Origin of the sequence: Arthrobacter methylotrophus (assembly GCF_039539965.1) — a bacterium.
Lineage (GTDB): Bacteria > Actinomycetota > Actinomycetes > Actinomycetales > Micrococcaceae > Arthrobacter > Arthrobacter methylotrophus.
Map to the genome: position 1 here is coordinate 1,315,275 of NZ_BAABED010000001.1, position 16,250 is coordinate 1,331,524.

Annotated in this window: 17 protein-coding genes and 2 tRNA genes; 11 read left to right on the forward strand and 8 right to left on the reverse strand. The window is 62.5% G+C overall.

Annotated elements, in window-relative coordinates:
• Positions 1–55 precede the first annotated feature (55 nt).
• Positions 56–586: a DUF6993 domain-containing protein gene (locus ABD884_RS06450; protein WP_345040523.1), complete on the forward strand. Its 531-nt coding sequence runs from the start codon at positions 56–58 to the stop codon at positions 584–586.
• 47 nt (positions 587–633) lie between these two features.
• Positions 634–2,316, forward strand: coding sequence for an energy-dependent translational throttle protein EttA (gene ettA, locus ABD884_RS06455; protein WP_028267482.1), 1,683 nt, complete (start codon positions 634–636; stop codon positions 2,314–2,316).
• A 90-nt stretch (positions 2,317–2,406) separates the two neighbouring features.
• On the opposite strand, the gene ABD884_RS06460 is transcribed toward ettA, so the two are convergent.
• The gene (locus ABD884_RS06460; RefSeq protein WP_345040531.1) at positions 2,407–3,315 is read right to left on the reverse strand and encodes an acyl-CoA thioesterase; all 909 of its coding nucleotides are present in this window, start codon (positions 3,313–3,315) and stop codon (positions 2,407–2,409) included.
• Between the two features lie 63 nt (positions 3,316–3,378).
• Between ABD884_RS06460 and ABD884_RS06465 the strand changes: the two genes are divergently transcribed.
• Positions 3,379–4,053: a DUF8185 domain-containing protein gene (locus ABD884_RS06465; RefSeq protein ID WP_345040537.1), complete on the forward strand. Its 675-nt coding sequence runs from the start codon at positions 3,379–3,381 to the stop codon at positions 4,051–4,053.
• A 5-nt stretch (positions 4,054–4,058) separates the two neighbouring features.
• On the opposite strand, the gene ABD884_RS06470 is transcribed toward ABD884_RS06465, so the two are convergent.
• The 4 genes from ABD884_RS06470 to pepN form a co-directional block, all read right to left on the reverse strand.
• Positions 4,059–4,478, reverse strand: coding sequence for a globin (locus tag ABD884_RS06470; RefSeq protein ID WP_345054627.1), 420 nt, complete (start codon positions 4,476–4,478; stop codon positions 4,059–4,061).
• 55 nt (positions 4,479–4,533) lie between these two features.
• Positions 4,534–5,262: a mechanosensitive ion channel family protein gene (locus tag ABD884_RS06475; RefSeq protein ID WP_345040562.1), complete on the reverse strand. Its 729-nt coding sequence runs from the start codon at positions 5,260–5,262 to the stop codon at positions 4,534–4,536.
• 126 nt (positions 5,263–5,388) lie between these two features.
• Entirely contained in the window at positions 5,389–5,868 is a 480-nt protein-coding gene (locus tag ABD884_RS06480; RefSeq protein WP_345040569.1) for an OsmC family protein, read from the reverse strand.
• A 96-nt stretch (positions 5,869–5,964) separates the two neighbouring features.
• On the reverse strand, positions 5,965–8,526 hold the full coding sequence (gene pepN, locus ABD884_RS06485) for an aminopeptidase N (RefSeq protein WP_345054631.1): 2,562 nt from the start codon (positions 8,524–8,526) through the stop codon (positions 5,965–5,967).
• Between the two features lie 140 nt (positions 8,527–8,666).
• Here pepN and ABD884_RS06490 point away from each other — a divergent pair, with 140 nt between their 5' ends.
• The 3 genes from ABD884_RS06490 (at position 8,667) to ABD884_RS06500 (ending at position 11,187) form a co-directional block, all read left to right on the forward strand.
• Entirely contained in the window at positions 8,667–9,668 is a 1,002-nt protein-coding gene (locus ABD884_RS06490; RefSeq protein ID WP_345040574.1) for a hypothetical protein, read from the forward strand.
• 137 nt (positions 9,669–9,805) lie between these two features.
• On the forward strand, positions 9,806–10,288 hold the full coding sequence (locus ABD884_RS06495) for a ribose-5-phosphate isomerase (protein ID WP_345040581.1): 483 nt from the start codon (positions 9,806–9,808) through the stop codon (positions 10,286–10,288).
• Positions 10,288–11,187, forward strand: a complete 900-nt coding sequence (locus ABD884_RS06500; protein WP_345040587.1) for an Fpg/Nei family DNA glycosylase — start codon at positions 10,288–10,290, stop codon at positions 11,185–11,187. Before ABD884_RS06495 ends, ABD884_RS06500 begins: the two co-directional genes overlap by 1 nt.
• Positions 11,188–11,447: 260 nt before the next feature.
• Here the strand turns inward: ABD884_RS06500 and ABD884_RS06505 are convergent.
• Positions 11,448–11,521 (reverse strand) — tRNA-Gly (locus ABD884_RS06505).
• Between the two features lie 153 nt (positions 11,522–11,674).
• Here ABD884_RS06505 and ABD884_RS06510 point away from each other — a divergent pair.
• Positions 11,675–11,749 (forward strand) — tRNA-Pro (locus ABD884_RS06510).
• A 68-nt stretch (positions 11,750–11,817) separates the two neighbouring features.
• Positions 11,818–13,188 carry a trigger factor gene (gene tig, locus ABD884_RS06515; protein WP_345040597.1) on the forward strand — a complete coding sequence of 457 codons (1,371 nt, stop codon included), beginning with the start codon at positions 11,818–11,820 and terminating at the stop codon, positions 13,186–13,188.
• On the opposite strand, the gene ABD884_RS06520 is transcribed toward tig, so the two are convergent.
• On the reverse strand, positions 13,185–13,385 hold the full coding sequence (locus ABD884_RS06520) for a hypothetical protein (RefSeq protein ID WP_345040601.1): 201 nt from the start codon (positions 13,383–13,385) through the stop codon (positions 13,185–13,187). The two genes, tig and ABD884_RS06520, sit on opposite strands and share 4 nt — an antisense overlap.
• Positions 13,386–13,431: 46 nt before the next feature.
• Between ABD884_RS06520 and ABD884_RS06525 the strand changes: the two genes are divergently transcribed.
• On the forward strand, positions 13,432–14,043 hold the full coding sequence (locus tag ABD884_RS06525) for an ATP-dependent Clp protease proteolytic subunit (protein ID WP_345054635.1): 612 nt from the start codon (positions 13,432–13,434) through the stop codon (positions 14,041–14,043).
• A gap of 36 nt (positions 14,044–14,079) precedes the next feature.
• A complete protein-coding gene (locus ABD884_RS06530) occupies positions 14,080–14,739 on the forward strand; it encodes an ATP-dependent Clp protease proteolytic subunit (RefSeq protein WP_028267470.1) in 660 nt (219 codons plus the stop codon).
• Between the two features lie 27 nt (positions 14,740–14,766).
• Here ABD884_RS06530 and ABD884_RS06535 read toward each other — a convergent pair whose 3' ends face one another.
• On the reverse strand, positions 14,767–14,925 hold the full coding sequence (locus ABD884_RS06535) for a hypothetical protein (RefSeq protein ID WP_345040615.1): 159 nt from the start codon (positions 14,923–14,925) through the stop codon (positions 14,767–14,769).
• On the opposite strand from ABD884_RS06535, the gene clpX reads away from it, so the two are divergent.
• Positions 14,924–16,210 (forward strand): ATP-dependent Clp protease ATP-binding subunit ClpX, encoded by a 1,287-nt coding sequence (gene clpX / locus ABD884_RS06540; RefSeq protein ID WP_028267469.1) that lies wholly within the window; start codon positions 14,924–14,926, stop codon positions 16,208–16,210. The two genes, ABD884_RS06535 and clpX, sit on opposite strands and share 2 nt — an antisense overlap.
• Positions 16,211–16,250: the final 40 nt, after the last annotated feature.

A 16,250-nucleotide genomic window follows, 5' to 3' on the forward strand; every position in this document is an offset into this window, starting at 1 on the left:
CGCGGATGCCATGCGGTGCGGCAGATAGTGCGCCGCATGGCAGAATGGCCGGGTGATGAGCAGGGGAACGCCGCGAAAACCATCAGGACGCCGCCACGCGGCCGGAAGCCCGGGTTTGCTGCTTGCAGTCCCGTTACTCGTGGCCGGGCTGGTGGCTGGCTGCACGGCACCTGCTCCTGTGGTGTCAGGAAGTACGCCGGCCTCATCGCGTGCCCCTTCGAGTACAGCCAGTGCTACTCCGGCTGTCACACCCAGTGCCGGAAACCCCCCAGCATCGGCTTCGCTCAGCGCGGGCGCGGCGACCCTGAAGCAGACCATGGAGGCCGCCCTGACGACCCTTGCTGCGACATCCCCCAAACCGACGCAAGAAGCATTGCGATCGCAACTCGTTTCGGCCGGTATTCCTGCCCCGACGTTGGAGGTGAGCGCCAGCAAGACACCGACCGGTCTGGACGTCGACGCCATTGAGGCAGCGGCCAGATTGGACAAGGACTGCGTCATGGGCGAGATCAGGGAAGGCCAGGTCTCAGTGTCCGTGCTGCCCGTGCTGGCGAGTGGCAAATGCTTCGTGGGAGATTCGCGCTAGCAGGCACGAATGTGAGTTATGCCTTGCCACCCATTAGATTTAACGGCATGGCGGAATTCATTTACACGATGACCAAGGCTCGCAAGGCCGTTGGCGAAAAACTAATCCTGGACGATGTCAGCATGTCGTTCTTCCCTGGCGCGAAGATCGGTGTGGTGGGCCCGAACGGAGCCGGCAAATCCACGATCCTGAAGATCATGGCCGGCATCGACACACCGTCGAATGGCGAAGCCCGCCTCAGCCCCGGCTACTCCGTGGGCATCCTCCTGCAGGAGCCGCCCCTGAACGAGGAAAAGACCGTCCTGGGCAACGTCCAGGAAGGCGTGGGCGAGATCTACTCGAAGATCCAGCGCTTTAACGAGATCTCCGAGGAAATGGCCAACCCGGATGCCGACTACGACACCCTGCTGGAGGAAATGGGCCACCTCCAGGAAGCCATCGACGCGGCAGATGCCTGGGACATTGATTCCCAGCTCGAACAAGCCATGGACGCACTCCGCTGCCCGCCGGGCGACTCTGACGTGACTGTCCTGTCCGGTGGTGAGCGCCGCCGCGTAGCGCTTTGCAAGCTGCTGCTCCAGAAGCCTGACCTCCTGCTCCTTGACGAACCCACCAACCACTTGGACGCAGAAAGTGTTCTGTGGTTGGAGCAGCACCTCTCGTCCTACCCTGGTGCCGTCCTCGCCATCACTCACGATCGCTACTTCCTGGACCATGTCGCCGAGTGGATCTGTGAAGTGGACCGCGGCCGCCTGTACCCCTACGAAGGCAATTACTCCACGTACTTGGAGAAGAAGCGCGCCCGCCTGGAAATCCAGGGCAAGAAGGACGCGAAGCAAGCCAAGCGCCTGACCGAAGAACTTGAGTGGGTCCGTTCCAACGCCAAGGGCCGTCAGACCAAGTCGAAGGCCCGTCTGGCCCGCTACGAGGAAATGGCAGCCGAGGCCGATCGCACCAGAAAGCTCGACTTCGAAGAAATCCAGATTCCGCCGGGACCGCGTCTTGGTGGCCTGGTCCTGGAGGCGAAGAACCTGCAAAAAGGCTTCGAAGACCGAACCCTCATCGACGGCCTGTCGTTCACCCTGCCCCGAAACGGCATCGTCGGCGTCATTGGTCCCAACGGCGTCGGCAAGACCACCTTGTTCAAGACGATCGTCGGGCTGGAACCGCTTGACGGCGGCGACCTGAAGATCGGTGACTCCGTCAAGATCTCCTACGCTGATCAGAGCCGCGGCGGCATCGATCCCAACAAGACCCTGTGGGAGGTCGTCTCCGACGGCCTGGACTTCATCCAGGTGGGCCACGTTGAAATGCCATCGCGTGCCTACGTGGCCGCCTTCGGCTTCAAAGGACCGGACCAGCAGAAGAAGGCCGGAGTGCTCTCGGGCGGTGAGCGTAACCGCCTGAACCTGGCCCTCACTCTCAAGCAGGGCGGAAACTTGCTGCTGCTTGACGAGCCCACCAACGACCTCGACGTCGAAACCCTCAGCAGCCTCGAGAACGCCTTGCTCGAGTTCCCCGGCTGCGCGGTAGTGGTCTCTCACGACAGGTGGTTCCTCGACCGGGTTGCCACCCATATCCTCGCCTACGAAGGTGACGAGGAAAACCCGTCGAAGTGGTACTGGTTCGAGGGTAACTTCGAATCCTACGAGGAAAACAAGGTGGAGCGCCTTGGCGCGGACGCGGCCAAGCCGCACCGTGTCACGCACCGCAAGTTGACTCGCGACTAAGAGCGATACGCCTCGAGAAGGCCGGCGCCCCGGGAATATCCCGGGGCGCCGGCCTTCTGTGTTACGCCGCAGCTACGCTAAAAGCGGCAGCTACCGCGGAATCCGGAGCATGCCCTCCTGCGCCACGGTGGCGACATGCTGTCCATCGCGGCTGAAGATCTTGCCGGTGGCCAGCCCGCGGGCGCCCTGGGCGCTGGGGGACTCCTGTACGTACAGTAGCCATTCGTCCACTCGGACCGGTCGATGCCACCACATGGCGTGGTCGAGGCTCGCCACGCTCATGCCCGGAGTCATCCAGCTCAATCCGTTCTTGCGCAACACCGATTCCAGGATGGTGTAGTCGCTCGCGTAGGCCAGGGCTGCCAGATGAAGATTGGGGTCATCCGGCATCGGGCCGAAGGTCTTCATCCATACTGCGTTGCTGGCTACGTGCTCCGTGGGCGCTTCCACGTAAAGTGCGGGGTCCACGTGGCGGACGTCGAAGGGACGCTCGAAGGACATGTGGCGCGCGAGCGGATGGTCGTACTTCTGCAGGATTTCCGCGGTACTTGGCAGGGTTTCGGGATCCGGAATTCCGGCCGGCATCGCGGACTGGTGCTCAACGCCGACTGCCTCGGTCTGGAAGGAGGCGGTCATCGACAGGATCGGTTGTCCCTCCTGGTACGCGTGCACCCGTCGCGCGGAGAATGAGCGTCCGTCGCGGAGCCGTTCAACGCTGAAAGTGATGGCCTGGTTGGCGTCTCCGGGACGAAGGAAGTAGCCGTGCATGGAATGGACAGTGCGGTCCTCCTCCACAGTACGCATACCGGCCACGAGCGATTGGGCCAGCACCTGTCCGCCGAACACGCGGTGGCGCGGCTGTTTTTGGGACGGCCCAAGGAAGATGTCCTCTGCTGTCCTCGCGCCGTCGAAGTCGGCCAGGGACAGTAGTTCGATGAGGGTGGATGTGGGATCCTCAAGGGCAACCTGATGTTCCAGGCCCGCGTGCGCGTCAGTCATGGTTCGACTCTAGACGCCGCCCGGACCCCTCTCAACCGAGGACATGCCGGTAGAGTCGATGATGTGTCCGATGTACTGACCCAGTCCTTCCATTTCGTCGATCCCCGTGATCTGGCGGATCTCCGCACCTACGCCACGCGAGCCAAGAGCATCGACGACGGCGCTATCCGGCTGCAGGCTTCCGGACGCGTCCTGGCTGCCTATGTGTGCGTCCTGAGGCCGCGCCTCCTGGGCGAAGCGACACCGACCATCCTCGGGCTTCGGACCATCGCCCTCGCCGATGATGCGCATGCGGACGTCACTGTGACCCTGTCCTCGGTCCTGGACCGCCTGGCGCGCTCCGGTGCCGACGACGTCGAGCTTCCGATCCCGCCGTCGACCGTTTCCGAATCGTGGGCCGGAGTCGGGGCGCCCCGCAGCGGCTGGGAGCCGCTGCGTTCAGTGCCCGACGCCGAACTCAAGTCAGTCGCAAATGCCGGCATTGCCGAGGTGGCCGGGATTGTTCCGGATCAGCCTGGTGCGTTGATCGTCAACAATGCCAGGGCAACAGTGTGGGGGCGGGAGATTCCAGGACTCGACGGCGTACCCGCAGGCGCGGCGTTCGCGGCCTTGGCGCTCGGTTTCCTTGGCGACGGTGAACACAGGCTCTTCCGCAACGGCCGTTGGTTCCGGCTCAGCGGGACCCGGGGCCACATTCTGGCACGATCCGGATCCCGACTGGGCTTACAGGCTCGCTGAGCCGCTTAAGGTTTCTGGACCGATGGGCTGTTGACCATCGTGAGCGCAGCCCGCTCCATGTAGTCCCACAGCGTACCTTCGTGAAGAGGCGACAAGCCGAGGGAGTCCACTGCCGCGCGCATGTGGAAGAGCCAGCGGTCCTTGGCTTCCGGTGTCACCTGGAAGGGCATGTGCCGCATCCTCAAGCGGGGGTGCCCGCGTTCCGCGCTGTAGGTGCCCGGACCGCCCCAATACTGCTCAAGAAACATGAGGAACCGTCGCTTCGCCGGGGCGAGGTCTAGTTCGGGGTACATTGGCCGGAGCAATGGATCTCCGGCGACGCCGTCGTAAAAGACATCGATGAGCTTCGCGAAAGTCTCGTGCCCTCCGACGGCCTCGTAGAAGCTGTCGGTGTAGGCAGGCTGGCTGAACGGATCGTTTTGCATCAACTGCCGTCGTTCGGCCGGTTGCGGTGTTGCGGATTCCGGCTGGCTACTCAGGTCACTCACCTGCTTTCTGCTCTTGAATCTTGAGGGATTCCTTTGACGATTGGGGCGCACCGGATGCAGCCGTTTCGGCGGGCGCAGTACCCGGGGGTGCAGGCGGAACGTCATTCGGGACGGCTGGTTCCTCCGGCACGTAGTCTCCTTGCGAGCGGTTGCCCACCCTCAGGATCTCCCCGTTGCGCAGATACCAGATGGCGCCGTCTTCAGCCCTGAGACGGGTGATCCGGAGACCGACCGATTCAACGGTGCCAATCACTTCCGTGGTCACGATCACATCGCCGATCCCGAACTGATCCTCGATGGTGATGAAGATGCCGGACAGGAAATCGCGGATAAGTTGTTGGGCGCCAAAGCCGATGGCCACACCCAAAATCCCGACGCTTGTGAGCAGCGGGGCAATATCTACATTCAGGTATTTGAGGACGTAGATGATGACGATGACCACCACCACAACGCTCAGCACGCTTGTCAGCAGGGAGCCGATGGTGTGGGCGCGTTGGGCGCGCCGTTCATGGTCGAGTGCCCGGAAAGCCGGCTGGACCCACCTGAAATGGGGTTTCTTGAAGAAGCTGGTGCCCTCAGCTACGCGGCGCGTAATACGCAGAATGATGAACCGGGCTACCACCCAGACCACCAAGCCAATGCCCAGCGTCACGAAGATTGACGCGAAATCGATCTTGGCTGCATCGGCCACGATGTTGTCGGTCGACGAGGCGACGTTCATGTGCGGGAATGCTCCTCACGGGATCCAATTGTTCGCCGGGCCCTTTTCGCCGGGCGCTGAATGCTCTGTCCACGGTCAACCCTATCCCCGTAGCGTGGCCGGAAGCGCATCAGGCGAGTGGTACGGCTAGCTGGCGGCCGCCGTCGTGTTCGGCTCATGCAGAACGGGAAAGTTGACGCTCCGGGCGATGAAGCACAGCCGGTTCGCCTCGTGGTGCAACTCGTCCACGAGGGAGACATGCGCCGGGTCTGTAACCGTGACGTGCGGCTTCAAGGTGACGCTCTCGAACTGGCCGCTGCCGTCGCGATTAAGCCTCATCATCCCCTCGGCCTGGTCGATATAGTCGGTGACCACCACGCCGCTTTTGACCGCAACATGCAGGAAAGCCAGCATATGGCACTGGGACAGGGCGGCGAGGAGCAGTTGCTCAGGGTTGTATCGGCTCTTGTCCCCGTGGAAGGCGGGGTCCGAGGAGCCCTTGAGGACGGGCACACCGGGGATCTCGATGTCGTGGTCCCGGGCATAACCACGGTAGCTGGAGGTTCCACTGCCCAGGTTTCCGGTCCAGCGTACGGTCAGGGAGTAGCGGTGTTCGTCCAGGCTCATGCGGAAAGTCTAGCGGGGGTGCTTTCTCCCCCGCACACGCAAGGGCCCGCTTCCGGCGAGCGGAAGCGGGCCCTTGCGGTGCTTTGTGCGATGTTGCTAGACGTCTGCCGCGCGGGCCTTGAGGGCGCGGGCGACGCCGTCGCGGTTTTCGAGCATCATGCGCCGCAGGGCGTTGCTGTCCGCCTGCAGCTCAGCCAGGAACTTGTCCGTGCGATCCACGGTGGCCTGGGTGGTCAGCTGTGCAGGGTAGAGTCCGACGACGATCTGCTGGGCCAGCGCGTGGGTGCGGTTGGCGACAATTTCCGGGACTGCCTCGAAGTACTTTTCGGCGTACGGTTCCAGCAGGGAGGTGTCCAGCACCCGGGTGAAGCCCGTGACGGCGGAGCTTTGGATGGCGTTGGAGAGCTCGCCCGTCACAACAATCTTGTTCCACGCTTCGGCTTTGCCCTCGGGAGTGGGGAGGGCGGCTGTTGCCAAGGCGGCAGCATTCTGGCCGTTGGCCGTGTGATCGCGCTCAAGTTCGGCGTTGATCCGCTCCTGGCCCTCGCGGCTGCCCACCACCAGCGACGTCAGGAGTTCCCAGCGCAGGTCCTGGTCGACAGTGAGGCCGTCCAGGACGGTGCCGCCGTCCAATACCGACTGGACGGTGTCCAGTTGGGAGCTGCTGGCGGCGAGCAAAGCGAAGGACTTCACGAACTGGAGCTGGGCGTCCGATCCGGAGGCCACGGTGGAAGCGAGCTCCCACAGCTTGTCCGCGGCAGCTACGGTGGCCGCTTCCTTGTGTTCAGCGGCGACGTAGTAGCTGAGCGTGGTGGCGAGCTGCCGCAGCTGGACCAGGATCACGGAGGAATCGGTCTCGGAGGCGATGTTGGCCAGGATCAAGTCAACGTAGCCGCGGGCGGGGGTTTCGCCGTCGCGGGCGCCATCCCATGCCGAGCCCCACACCAGGGTGCGCGGGAGGCTGCCGGCGAAGTCCTTCAGGTGGGCCTTCGCGGTCGCCAGCGACACGGGGTCAAGGCGGACCTTCGCATACGCGAGATCGTCGTCGTTGAGCAGTACCAGGTCCGGACGCGCCAGCCCGGCAAGGGCCGGGACATCGGTCCGGGGACCGTCGACGTCGAGCTCTTCCCTGTGGGTGCGTTCGAGCTTGCCTTCGGTTGAGAGGTTGTAGAAGCCCACGGCGAGGCGGTGTGGGCGCAGGGTGGGCTGTTCGTCGATGGCTGTCTGCCGGATCGCAAAAGACGTAATGGTGCCGTCGGAGTCGACATCGAGCTCGGGGGAGAGCGTGTTGACGCCTGCGGTCTCGAGCCAGAGTTTGCCCCACTGGTCCAAGTCGCGGCCGCTCGCGGCCTCGAGTTCCTTAATGAGGTCTGCCAGTTCGGTGTTCTGCCAAGCATGCTTCTGGAAGTATTCGCGGACGCCGGCCATGAATTGTTCAGGGCCGACCCAGGCAACAAGCTGCCTGAGGACTGAGGCGCCCTTGGCGTACGTGATGCCGTCAAAGTTCACCTCGACGTCCTGGAGATCGTTGATCTCGGCGAAAATCGGGTGGGTCGTGGGCAGCTGGTCCTGCCGGTAGGCCCAGGACTTCTCCACGGAAGCGAAGGTGGTCCACGCACGGTCAAATTCGGTGTTCTCGACTGCGGCGAGGTGGGACATGTACTCGGCAAAGGACTCGTTGAGCCAGAGGTCGTTCCACCAGCGCATCGTCACGAGGTCCCCGAACCACATGTGGGCCAGTTCGTGCAGAACGGTGATGGCGCGGCGTTCGATCTGGGCGTCGGTGACCTTGCTCCGGAAGACGTAGCCCTCGAGGATCGTCACTGCGCCGGCGTTTTCCATGGCGCCGGCGTTGAACTCGGGAACGAAGAGTTGATCGTACTTATCGAAGGGATACGGGAAGCCGAACTGGGCCTCGAAGAACTCGAAACCTTGTCGGGTCAGTTCGAAGATGTTCTCGGCGTCCAGGTATTGCATGAGGGATTTGCGGGCGAACACGCCGAGCGGGATCATCCGGCCGTCGGAGCTGGTGACGTTGCTGCGGACCGATTGGTAGGGGCCCGCGATCAGGGCGGTGACGTAGGAGGAGATACGGGGGGTGGGCGCGAAGTGCCAGACGGAGCGGGCACCGCCGTCGTCCCCGGGAGTGGTTTCCACGGGTACCGGGGTAGGGGAGTTGGAAATCAAGTCCCAGTGCGAGGGCGCGGTGACCGTGAACGTGAATGCCGCTTTCAGGTCCGGCTGCTCGAACACAGCGAACATGCGGCGGGAATCGGGCACCTCGAATTGGGTGTACAGGTAGACCTCGTTGTCGACTGGGTCCACGAAACGGTGCAGGCCTTCACCGGTGTTCATGTACGGCGCATCGGCGACGATCCTGAGCTCGTTCTCGGTGGCGAGCTCAGGCAGCTGGATGCGTACGCCGTCGGACACCACCGCGGGATCAAGTTCGGTGCCGTTGAGCGTCACGCTGTGCACCGTCTCCGTGATCGCGTCGATGAAGCTCGAGGAACCTTCGGCGGCCGAGAATTTCACCACCGTGGTGGAGCCGAAGACCGTGGCACCCTTCGTCAAGTCGAGGGCGACGTCATACGAAGTCACGATGAGCAGTTCTGCGCGATGTCTGGCTTCGGTGCGCGTCAGGTTCAGGCCTGGCAAAGTGGTGCCTCCAAGAATGGGTTGCAAGAAGCCGGTTGGGTTCAGCCAACACCGGCACTGTGAAGTCATTCTTTCACTCGATGCCGGCTTGGCAAGGAAGCTGGATCATAGTGTCGCCGGCCAGGGGTAGCGTTGGAATCATGGGAAAGATGCGCGACTCGTTGGACCTCCGGGCACTCCGCTTTGCGGTGGCATTTCCGCTGCTGCTGGCCGCGGCATTCGCAGTGTGCGCGCTCATGCTGCGCAACAACCTTCCGGATCCCGTCGCCATTGCGTGGAACGCCGACGGCGGAATCAGCTTCGCGCCGTTCGCCGCCTACGTTCTTGGCGGCGGCGGGTTCCTGGTCCTGGTGGGTTGGCTGGTGTTCGCCCAGGCCGTTCCCCTTGCTAGGCCAGTGATCATGCGGCGGGTCATGATGGGCATGGGACTCATGGTGACCCTCTTCATCACCGCTGTGCTGGCCGCCGGACTCGTAGGACAAACAGGCCTTGCCGATGCCCGCAGCTCGCACGTTGATGCCACTGTCCTCGCGCTGGGCGCCGGAGCGGCCTTGCCCCTTGGCGTGGTCATGATGATGGCATTCAAGCCTGATCCACACTGGACTCCGGAAGACGATGCCGCCCTCGAGACCGAAAGGATCCTGGCGGAAGACCCGGCGCTGGCAGAGGATTCCATGTTGCTCTGGGTCCACGCGAGGAGTTCGGTGTTCGTCATGATCTGCGTGGCCACCGTGTTTCCCGCCGTGTTGATCGCCATTGCGCTGCCATGGCTAGGCGCGTTGCTGGCTGTGGTCGCCCTGATGGCAGCGTGTTTCCTCTTCGTCCGGGTGCGCGCCGACAGGGGAGGGGTGCAGGTCTTTGTCGCCGGCGTCCTCCGAGTCCTGACCGTGCCTGCCGTAGACATCGCGGGCGCGGCAGCCCAAGAAGTCAGGGCCGCCGACTTCGGCGGATGGGGGCTTCGGCACCACGGAGGAGCTACGGCCATGCTCGTGAGCAGCGGACCCGCCGTCGTCGTCCGCGAAGTCAGCGGCCACAGGGTGGCCTTCAGCGCCGGAACCTCGGCCACGGCGGACCGGCTCGCAGGAATTCTGAACCGCGTCGCGGCACGGGCCCAGCACGACGAGCAGCCTCCTGCCCCCTGAGCGCCGGGAGTTCGCCGGGCCTGTCGGCTTCGTCTTAAGAGGTGGGCAACGGCCCGGTCCTAGTAATCTAGGAACCGCATCCCTCAACGCCGCGCCCGGCTTCGCCGCGTTCGCGCGCCAGACTGAATGGACTTTCCGTGACTACACCCCGCGTCCACATTGCTACGGATCACGCTGGCATGGAGCTCAGCGCCCACCTCGTAAGCCACCTGACCGCCAAGGGCTACGACGTGGTTGACCACGGCCCCAAGGTCTACGACGCCCTGGATGACTACCCTTCGTTCTGCATCAACGCGGCTGCCGCCGTGGTGGCAGACCAGAAAGCCGCCGTTCATGCATTGGGCATCGTCCTGGGCGGGTCCGGCAACGGTGAGCAAATTGCGGCAAACAAGGTCAAAGGCGTCCGCGCCGCACTTGCATGGAACCTGTCCACGGCAAGACTGGCCCGCGAACACAACGATGCCAACGTGGTTGCCGTCGGCGGCCGCCAGCACACCGTAGAGGAAGCCACGGAACTGATCGAGGCCTTCTTGGAGGAACCTTTCAGCAATGACGAACGCCACGTTCGCCGCATCGGAAAGATCGCCACCTATGAAAATACCGGCGAAATCGTCGCATAGTGCCTGAGGGGCATTCCATCCATCGCCTGGCGCGTCAGTTCCAGGATGTTTTCGCCGGCCACGCGCTGGGGGTTTCCAGTCCACAAGGGCGTTTCACCGCGGGTGCGGCCCTCTTGGACGGTCATGAGTTGCTGGAAGCAATGGCGCACGGCAAGCAGCTCTTCCTCCGCTTTGACCATGGCGTGGTTCTGCATGTCCATTTGGGTCTCTATGGCGCGTGGAATTTCGGCGGTGACGAATCCTTCCGGGGAGCCTCGAGTATCGGGGCTCCCCGGCGGATCGGCGAGCGGGAAGCTTTTTCACCGGATGCCGGGCCGGACGCAGGAATCAGCTACTCGGGGCCGCCCGAGCCGGTAGGTGCCGTGCGTGTCCGCCTCGTCTCGGCGAACGGCTGGGCGGACTTGCGGGGAGCCACTACCTGTGCGGCGATCACCGAGGCGGAGGTAGCGGCTGTCCTGGCCCGCCTGGGTCCCGATCCCCTTCACAACCTCCCGGGAAACCGCGAGGAGTTCATGCGACGCGTGCGGCGCCGCAAGACCGCCGTCGGGCTCCTCCTGATGGATCAATCCGTGATAGCCGGAATCGGCAACATCTACCGCGCGGAGGTGCTCTTCCGGCAACGCATTGATCCATGGGTTTCCGGCAGTTCCCTGGACGCTGAAACCGCCGGACTTCTGTGGGACGACACCGTGGCTGCCATGTCCGACGGCGTCCGGGACGGGCGGATTGTTACGACCCCCGCGGCGCTTTGGAGCGGCGGAAACGCGGGAGCGCTCGACGGCGAAGCCCACTTTGTCTACAAGCGGCAGGGCCAGCCCTGCCGCCGCTGTGGTGAGACCGTGGGGATGGCTGAAATCGGTGCGCGCAAGCTCTACTGGTGCCCGGGCTGCCAGGACTAGGCGACGCTCGTGGTGCCGTCCTCGCCTGGCGCCTCCCGTCCTGACCCTTTTTGAGTCAGAACATGCCCTCCCCTTGGCGTGTCCCCGGCGTGTCGAGGGGGAGTTCCGTTCAAAGAAGGTCAGGAAGGGAGTGGCAATCTGAACAGATCCTGTCACCTTGGCATCGCATCAGCGGAAAAAACAAAACACCCCCGGTCCGAAGACCGGGGGTGTCAATGATGTCGCGACACATCTGTAAAGGATGTTCCGCTACATCACACTGGAGGGGACGACGGGAATCGAACCCGCGTAATCAGTTTGGAAGACTGAGGCTTTACCATTAAGCTACGTCCCCGGACAAGACTGCATGCACCTCTATGAACTTCCCGGGTGTTCCGCGCATCTTTCCGGCGGCTGTTGAAGCCGGATATAACTAAACCTAATTCAGGGGCCAAGTGTCAAATGTGCATTCTCCGGCGAGATACCCGTAGACTGTCCTGTGCATTCACGGGGTGTAGCTCAGCTTGGCTAGAGCGCCTGCTTTGGGAGCAGGAAGTCGCAGGTTCAAATCCTGTCACCCCGACTCTGTGTGCCTGTCCCGATCCGGGGCGCGGCAGAAACCCATCCCACAAAACCAGGAGTACTTAGACTGTGAAGAGCGCTGTCGAGAACCTCACCGCCACGCGGGTCAAGCTCAACGTTGAGGTTCCCTTTGAGGAACTGAAGCCGAGCATCGACGCCGCTTACAAGACCGTTGCTTCGCAGATCCAGGTTCCCGGGTTCCGCAAGGGCAAGGTTCCCGCCAAGCTGGTTGACCAGCGCGTTGGCCGTGGCTACGTCTTGGAGACCGCCATCAACGATGGCCTCAATGGCTGGTACCAGGCTGCCGTCCAGGAAGCCGGCCTTCGCCCGCTGAGCCGTCCCGAGGTTGAGATCACGGAGGTTCCGGACCCGTCCTCGACCGACGGCGAGCTGAAGTTCCAGGTCGAGATCGACGTCCGTCCCGAGGTCGAACTGCCGGACTACGCCGGCATCAACGTCGAGGTTGCCGCAGCAGATTCTTCCGAGGCCGACGTCGACAAGGCCTTGGACGAGCTCCGCGGCCGCTTCGGCACGCTGAAGTCCGTTGACCGCCCCGCTGCCGATGGCGACTTCCTGACCATCGACATCACCGCCACGATCGACGGCTCCGAAATCGACTCGGCTACCGGCCTGTCCTACCAGGTGGGTGCAGGCACCATGCTTGAGGGCTTGGACGAGGCCGTTACCGGCCTTTCTGCCGAGGAAGAAGCAATCTTCGACACCACGCTGGTCGGCGGCGACCATGCCGGCGAGGCCGCCCAGGTCAAGGCTGTTGTCAAGACCGTCAAGGAGCGCGAGCTTCCTGAAGCCAACGATGACTTCGCCCAGTTGGCATCCGAGTTCGACACCCTTGCCGAGCTGCGTGAAGACCTTGCCAAGCAGGCTGCTGCGTCCAAGGTCGTCGGCCAGGGCGTCGAAGCCCGCGACAAGGTCCTCGACAAGCTCGTGGAACTCATCGAGGTTCCGGTTCCGGACTCCGTAGTTGAAGAGCAGCTCGAGCAGCACTTCAACCCGGAAAACGCACATGGTGAAGGCGACCACGACACCGAGGAGCACCGCGCCGAGGTCAAGGCCAACGCTGCCCGTGCCTTCCAGAACGAGATCATCCTTGACGCTATCGCCGACAAGGAAGAAGTGAGCGTCAGCCAGAACGAGCTGATCGACTACATCGTTACCACAGCAAGCCAGTACGGCATGGACCCGAACCAGTTCGCCCAGATCATCGATCAGAGCGGCCAGGTTCCCATGATGGTTTCCGAGGTTCGCCGCCGCAAGGCTCTCGCGGTTGTCCTTGGCCAGGCCGAGGTTGTGGACTCCGAAGGCAACAAGGTCGACCTGAGCGACTTCGTGCGCCCCGCAGGCGAAGAGGCTTCCGTTGTCGAGGAAGCCGAAGAAGCCGACGTTGTTCCGAGCGACGATCCTGCCGCAGTGAAGTTCTAGTTTTGCCTCAAGCCGCCCCCGGATCCCAGGATCCGGGGGCGGCTTCGTTTAAGCCCGGAAAGCATGGAAAGCGCGCCCTTCCGCAATCGTGCGCCGTCAGCGAACAGCGCGATTTGGGAGAACAAATCGCCGTGGAAAACGGTTAGTGTCCAAGTAGTGAAGATCAGGGATGGCAAGTTCAGCAATGGCCCTGTCACCAGCGAGAGGTAAGTACTTATGTCACAGCAAGCAGGGGCTCCCAGGATGGCAACCGTCGATCCAGCGGCCCAAGACAATTACATCTACAACCGCCTGCTGAAAGAGCGCATCATCTGGCTCGGATCCGAAGTCCGCGACGAGAATGCCAACGCGATCTGCTCCCAGCTCCTCCTCCTCTCGGCTGAAGACCCGGAGAAGGACATCTACCTGTACATCAACTCTCCTGGCGGTTCGGTGACCGCAGGCATGGCTATTTACGACACCATGCAGTTCATTCCGAACGACGTCGTAACCGTTGCCACCGGACTGGCGGCCTCCATGGGCCAGTTCCTTCTCTCTTCGGGCACCAAGGGCAAGCGGTACGCCACGCCCAACGCCCGCATCCTGATGCACCAGCCTTCCGGCGGTATCGGTGGCACGGCGTCGGACATCAAGATTCAGGCCGAGTTGATCCTGCACATGAAGAAGGTCATGGCGGAGTTGACCGCCGAACAGACCGGGCAGACCGTCGAGACCATCCTCAAGGACAACGACCGCGACAAGTGGTTCACAGCGGTCGACGCGCTCGAGTACGGCTTCTTCGACAAGATCGCCGCACACGCGGGATCGGTCGCCGGCGGCGGCGGAACGGCCAATGCTTCGAATTCCGAGAAGTAACCGGCACTAAGAAACATTCAGATCAGGAGCAATAAAATGAATTACAACTTTGGATGGTCTGCCGGTAATCTCCCGTCCAGCCGCTACGTCCTCCCGCAGTTCGAGGAGCGCACCCCCTACGGCTTCAAGCGCCAGGACCCGTACACCAAGCTTTTTGAGGACCGCATCATCTTCCTCGGTGTCCAGGTTGACGACGCTTCTGCTGACGACATCATGGCCCAGCTATTGGTGCTCGAGTCTACGGACCCGGACCGTGACATCACTCTGTACATCAACTCCCCAGGTGGCTCGTTCACCGCTATGACCGCGATCTACGACACCATGACGTACATTCGTCCGGAGATCCAGACCGTTTGCCTGGGCCAGGCGGCGAGTGCCGCCGCTGTTCTGCTTGCGGCCGGTACGCCCGGCAAGCGCCTCGCCTTGCCAAACGCGCGGGTTCTGATCCACCAACCGTCACTGTCTGGCGGCCAGGGCGGACAGGCTTCCGATCTTGAGATCCAGGCCGCAGAAGTCATGCGTATGCGCTCCTGGCTTGAGGACACGCTGGCCAAGCACTCTGGCCGGACGCCTGAACAGGTCAACAACGACATCGAGCGCGACAAGATCCTTACTGCCGCGGAAGCTATGAACTATGGATTGATCGACCAGGTGCTCGATTCCCGCAAGATCAAGCCCCAGGCGATCGCCAGGTAACTGGTAAGAATTCGACGCCGGTGCGGTTCAGGAAATATGGACCGCATCGGCGTTCTGGTTCAACCCAAGCAGCCCATTGTGTCCTACAGTGGAAGTTGTCATGGTGGCGCCCCCGCTGCGATCCCGCCAATTCGGCGGATTGGTACGGAGCTGCACCACCCGCATGAAACGAAGGGATTCCCACATGGCTCGGATTGGCGAGAGCACGGATCTGCTGAAGTGTTCTTTCTGCGGAAAGAGCCAAAAGCAGGTTCGGAAGCTGATTGCCGGGCCCGGCGTATACATCTGCGACGAGTGCATCGAACTCTGTAACGAGATCATCGAAGAGGAACTCGCGGAAGTATCGGATCTTGGTAGTTTCGAGTTGCCCAAACCGCGGGAGATCTTCGATTTTCTCCAGGAATACGTCATTGGCCAGGAGCCCGCAAAACGCTCCCTCGCCGTCGCGGTCTACAACCACTACAAGCGCATCCAGGCAGGCCACGCACCAAAGACCGGTCTTGGCGAGGGCGGACACCACGAGGACGTGGAGATCGCCAAATCCAATATCCTCCTGATCGGCCCCACTGGCTGCGGCAAGACCTACTTGGCCCAGACCTTGGCGCGCCGCTTGAACGTACCGTTCGCCGTCGCTGACGCCACAGCCCTGACGGAGGCCGGATACGTGGGCGAAGACGTTGAGAACATCTTGCTGAAGCTCATCCAGGCCGCGGACTACGACGTCAAGAAGGCCGAGCAAGGCATCATCTACATCGATGAGATTGATAAGATCTCCCGCAAGAGCGAGAACCCGTCAATCACGCGTGATGTGTCCGGCGAAGGCGTGCAACAGGCGCTCCTGAAAATCCTGGAAGGCACGGTAGCCTCGGTTCCGCCGCAGGGCGGACGCAAGCACCCGCACCAGGAATTCATCCAGATCGACACCACCAACGTGTTGTTCATCGTTGCCGGGGCCTTTGCCGGTTTGGAGGACATCATTGGATCGCGCTCAGGCCGCAAGGGCATTGGTTTCGGGGCCCCGCTCAATGAGGTCAAGGACAACGTGGACAGTTACGGTGAGGTGATGCCGGAGGATCTGCTCAAGTTTGGGCTGATTCCTGAGTTCATCGGACGTCTGCCTGTAATCACCACGGTTTCCAACCTTGACCGCTCGGCACTCATCCAAATCCTCTCCAAGCCCAAGAACGCCCTGATCAAGCAGTACCAGAAGATGTTCCAGCTGGACGGCGTGGAGCTCCTGTTCGACGACGACGCCCTGGATTCGATCGCCGACCAAGCCCTTGAACGCGGTACCGGCGCCCGTGGCCTGCGGGCCATCATGGAGGAAGTGCTCCTGCCGGTCATGTTCGATCTTCCGAGCCGGGATGACATCGCCAGCGTGGTCATCACTGCCGACGCCGTGACCAAGAAGGGCCAGCCCACCATGATCGCGCACGAGGTCGTGGCGAAGCGTCGGAATAAGTCCGCCTAGCCTGGGGTTTGCATGATTGGTGCCGGACCCAGATTCTTCC

What these genes read in the sequence shown, in the direction of transcription:
- ABD884_RS06450 (WP_345040523.1), top strand. Translation starts at nt 56, where the DNA reads ATGAGCAGGGGAACGCCGCGAAAACCATCAGGACGCCGCCACGCGGCC.
- ettA (WP_028267482.1), top strand. Translation starts at nt 634, where the DNA reads ATGGCGGAATTCATTTACACGATGACCAAGGCTCGCAAGGCCGTTGGC.
- ABD884_RS06460 (WP_345040531.1), bottom strand. Translation starts at nt 3,315, where the DNA reads ATGACTGACGCGCACGCGGGCCTGGAACATCAGGTTGCCCTTGAGGAT.
- ABD884_RS06470 (WP_345054627.1), bottom strand. Translation starts at nt 4,478, where the DNA reads ATGCAAAACGATCCGTTCAGCCAGCCTGCCTACACCGACAGCTTCTAC.
- ABD884_RS06475 (WP_345040562.1), bottom strand. Translation starts at nt 5,262, where the DNA reads ATGAACGTCGCCTCGTCGACCGACAACATCGTGGCCGATGCAGCCAAG.
- ABD884_RS06480 (WP_345040569.1), bottom strand. Translation starts at nt 5,868, where the DNA reads ATGAGCCTGGACGAACACCGCTACTCCCTGACCGTACGCTGGACCGGA.
- ABD884_RS06490 (WP_345040574.1), top strand. Translation starts at nt 8,667, where the DNA reads ATGGGAAAGATGCGCGACTCGTTGGACCTCCGGGCACTCCGCTTTGCG.
- ABD884_RS06525 (WP_345054635.1), top strand. Translation starts at nt 13,432, where the DNA reads ATGGCAACCGTCGATCCAGCGGCCCAAGACAATTACATCTACAACCGC.
- ABD884_RS06530 (WP_028267470.1), top strand. Translation starts at nt 14,080, where the DNA reads ATGAATTACAACTTTGGATGGTCTGCCGGTAATCTCCCGTCCAGCCGC.
- clpX (WP_028267469.1), top strand. Translation starts at nt 14,924, where the DNA reads ATGGCTCGGATTGGCGAGAGCACGGATCTGCTGAAGTGTTCTTTCTGC.
- ABD884_RS06535 (WP_345040615.1), bottom strand. Translation starts at nt 14,925, where the DNA reads ATGTGGGAATCCCTTCGTTTCATGCGGGTGGTGCAGCTCCGTACCAAT.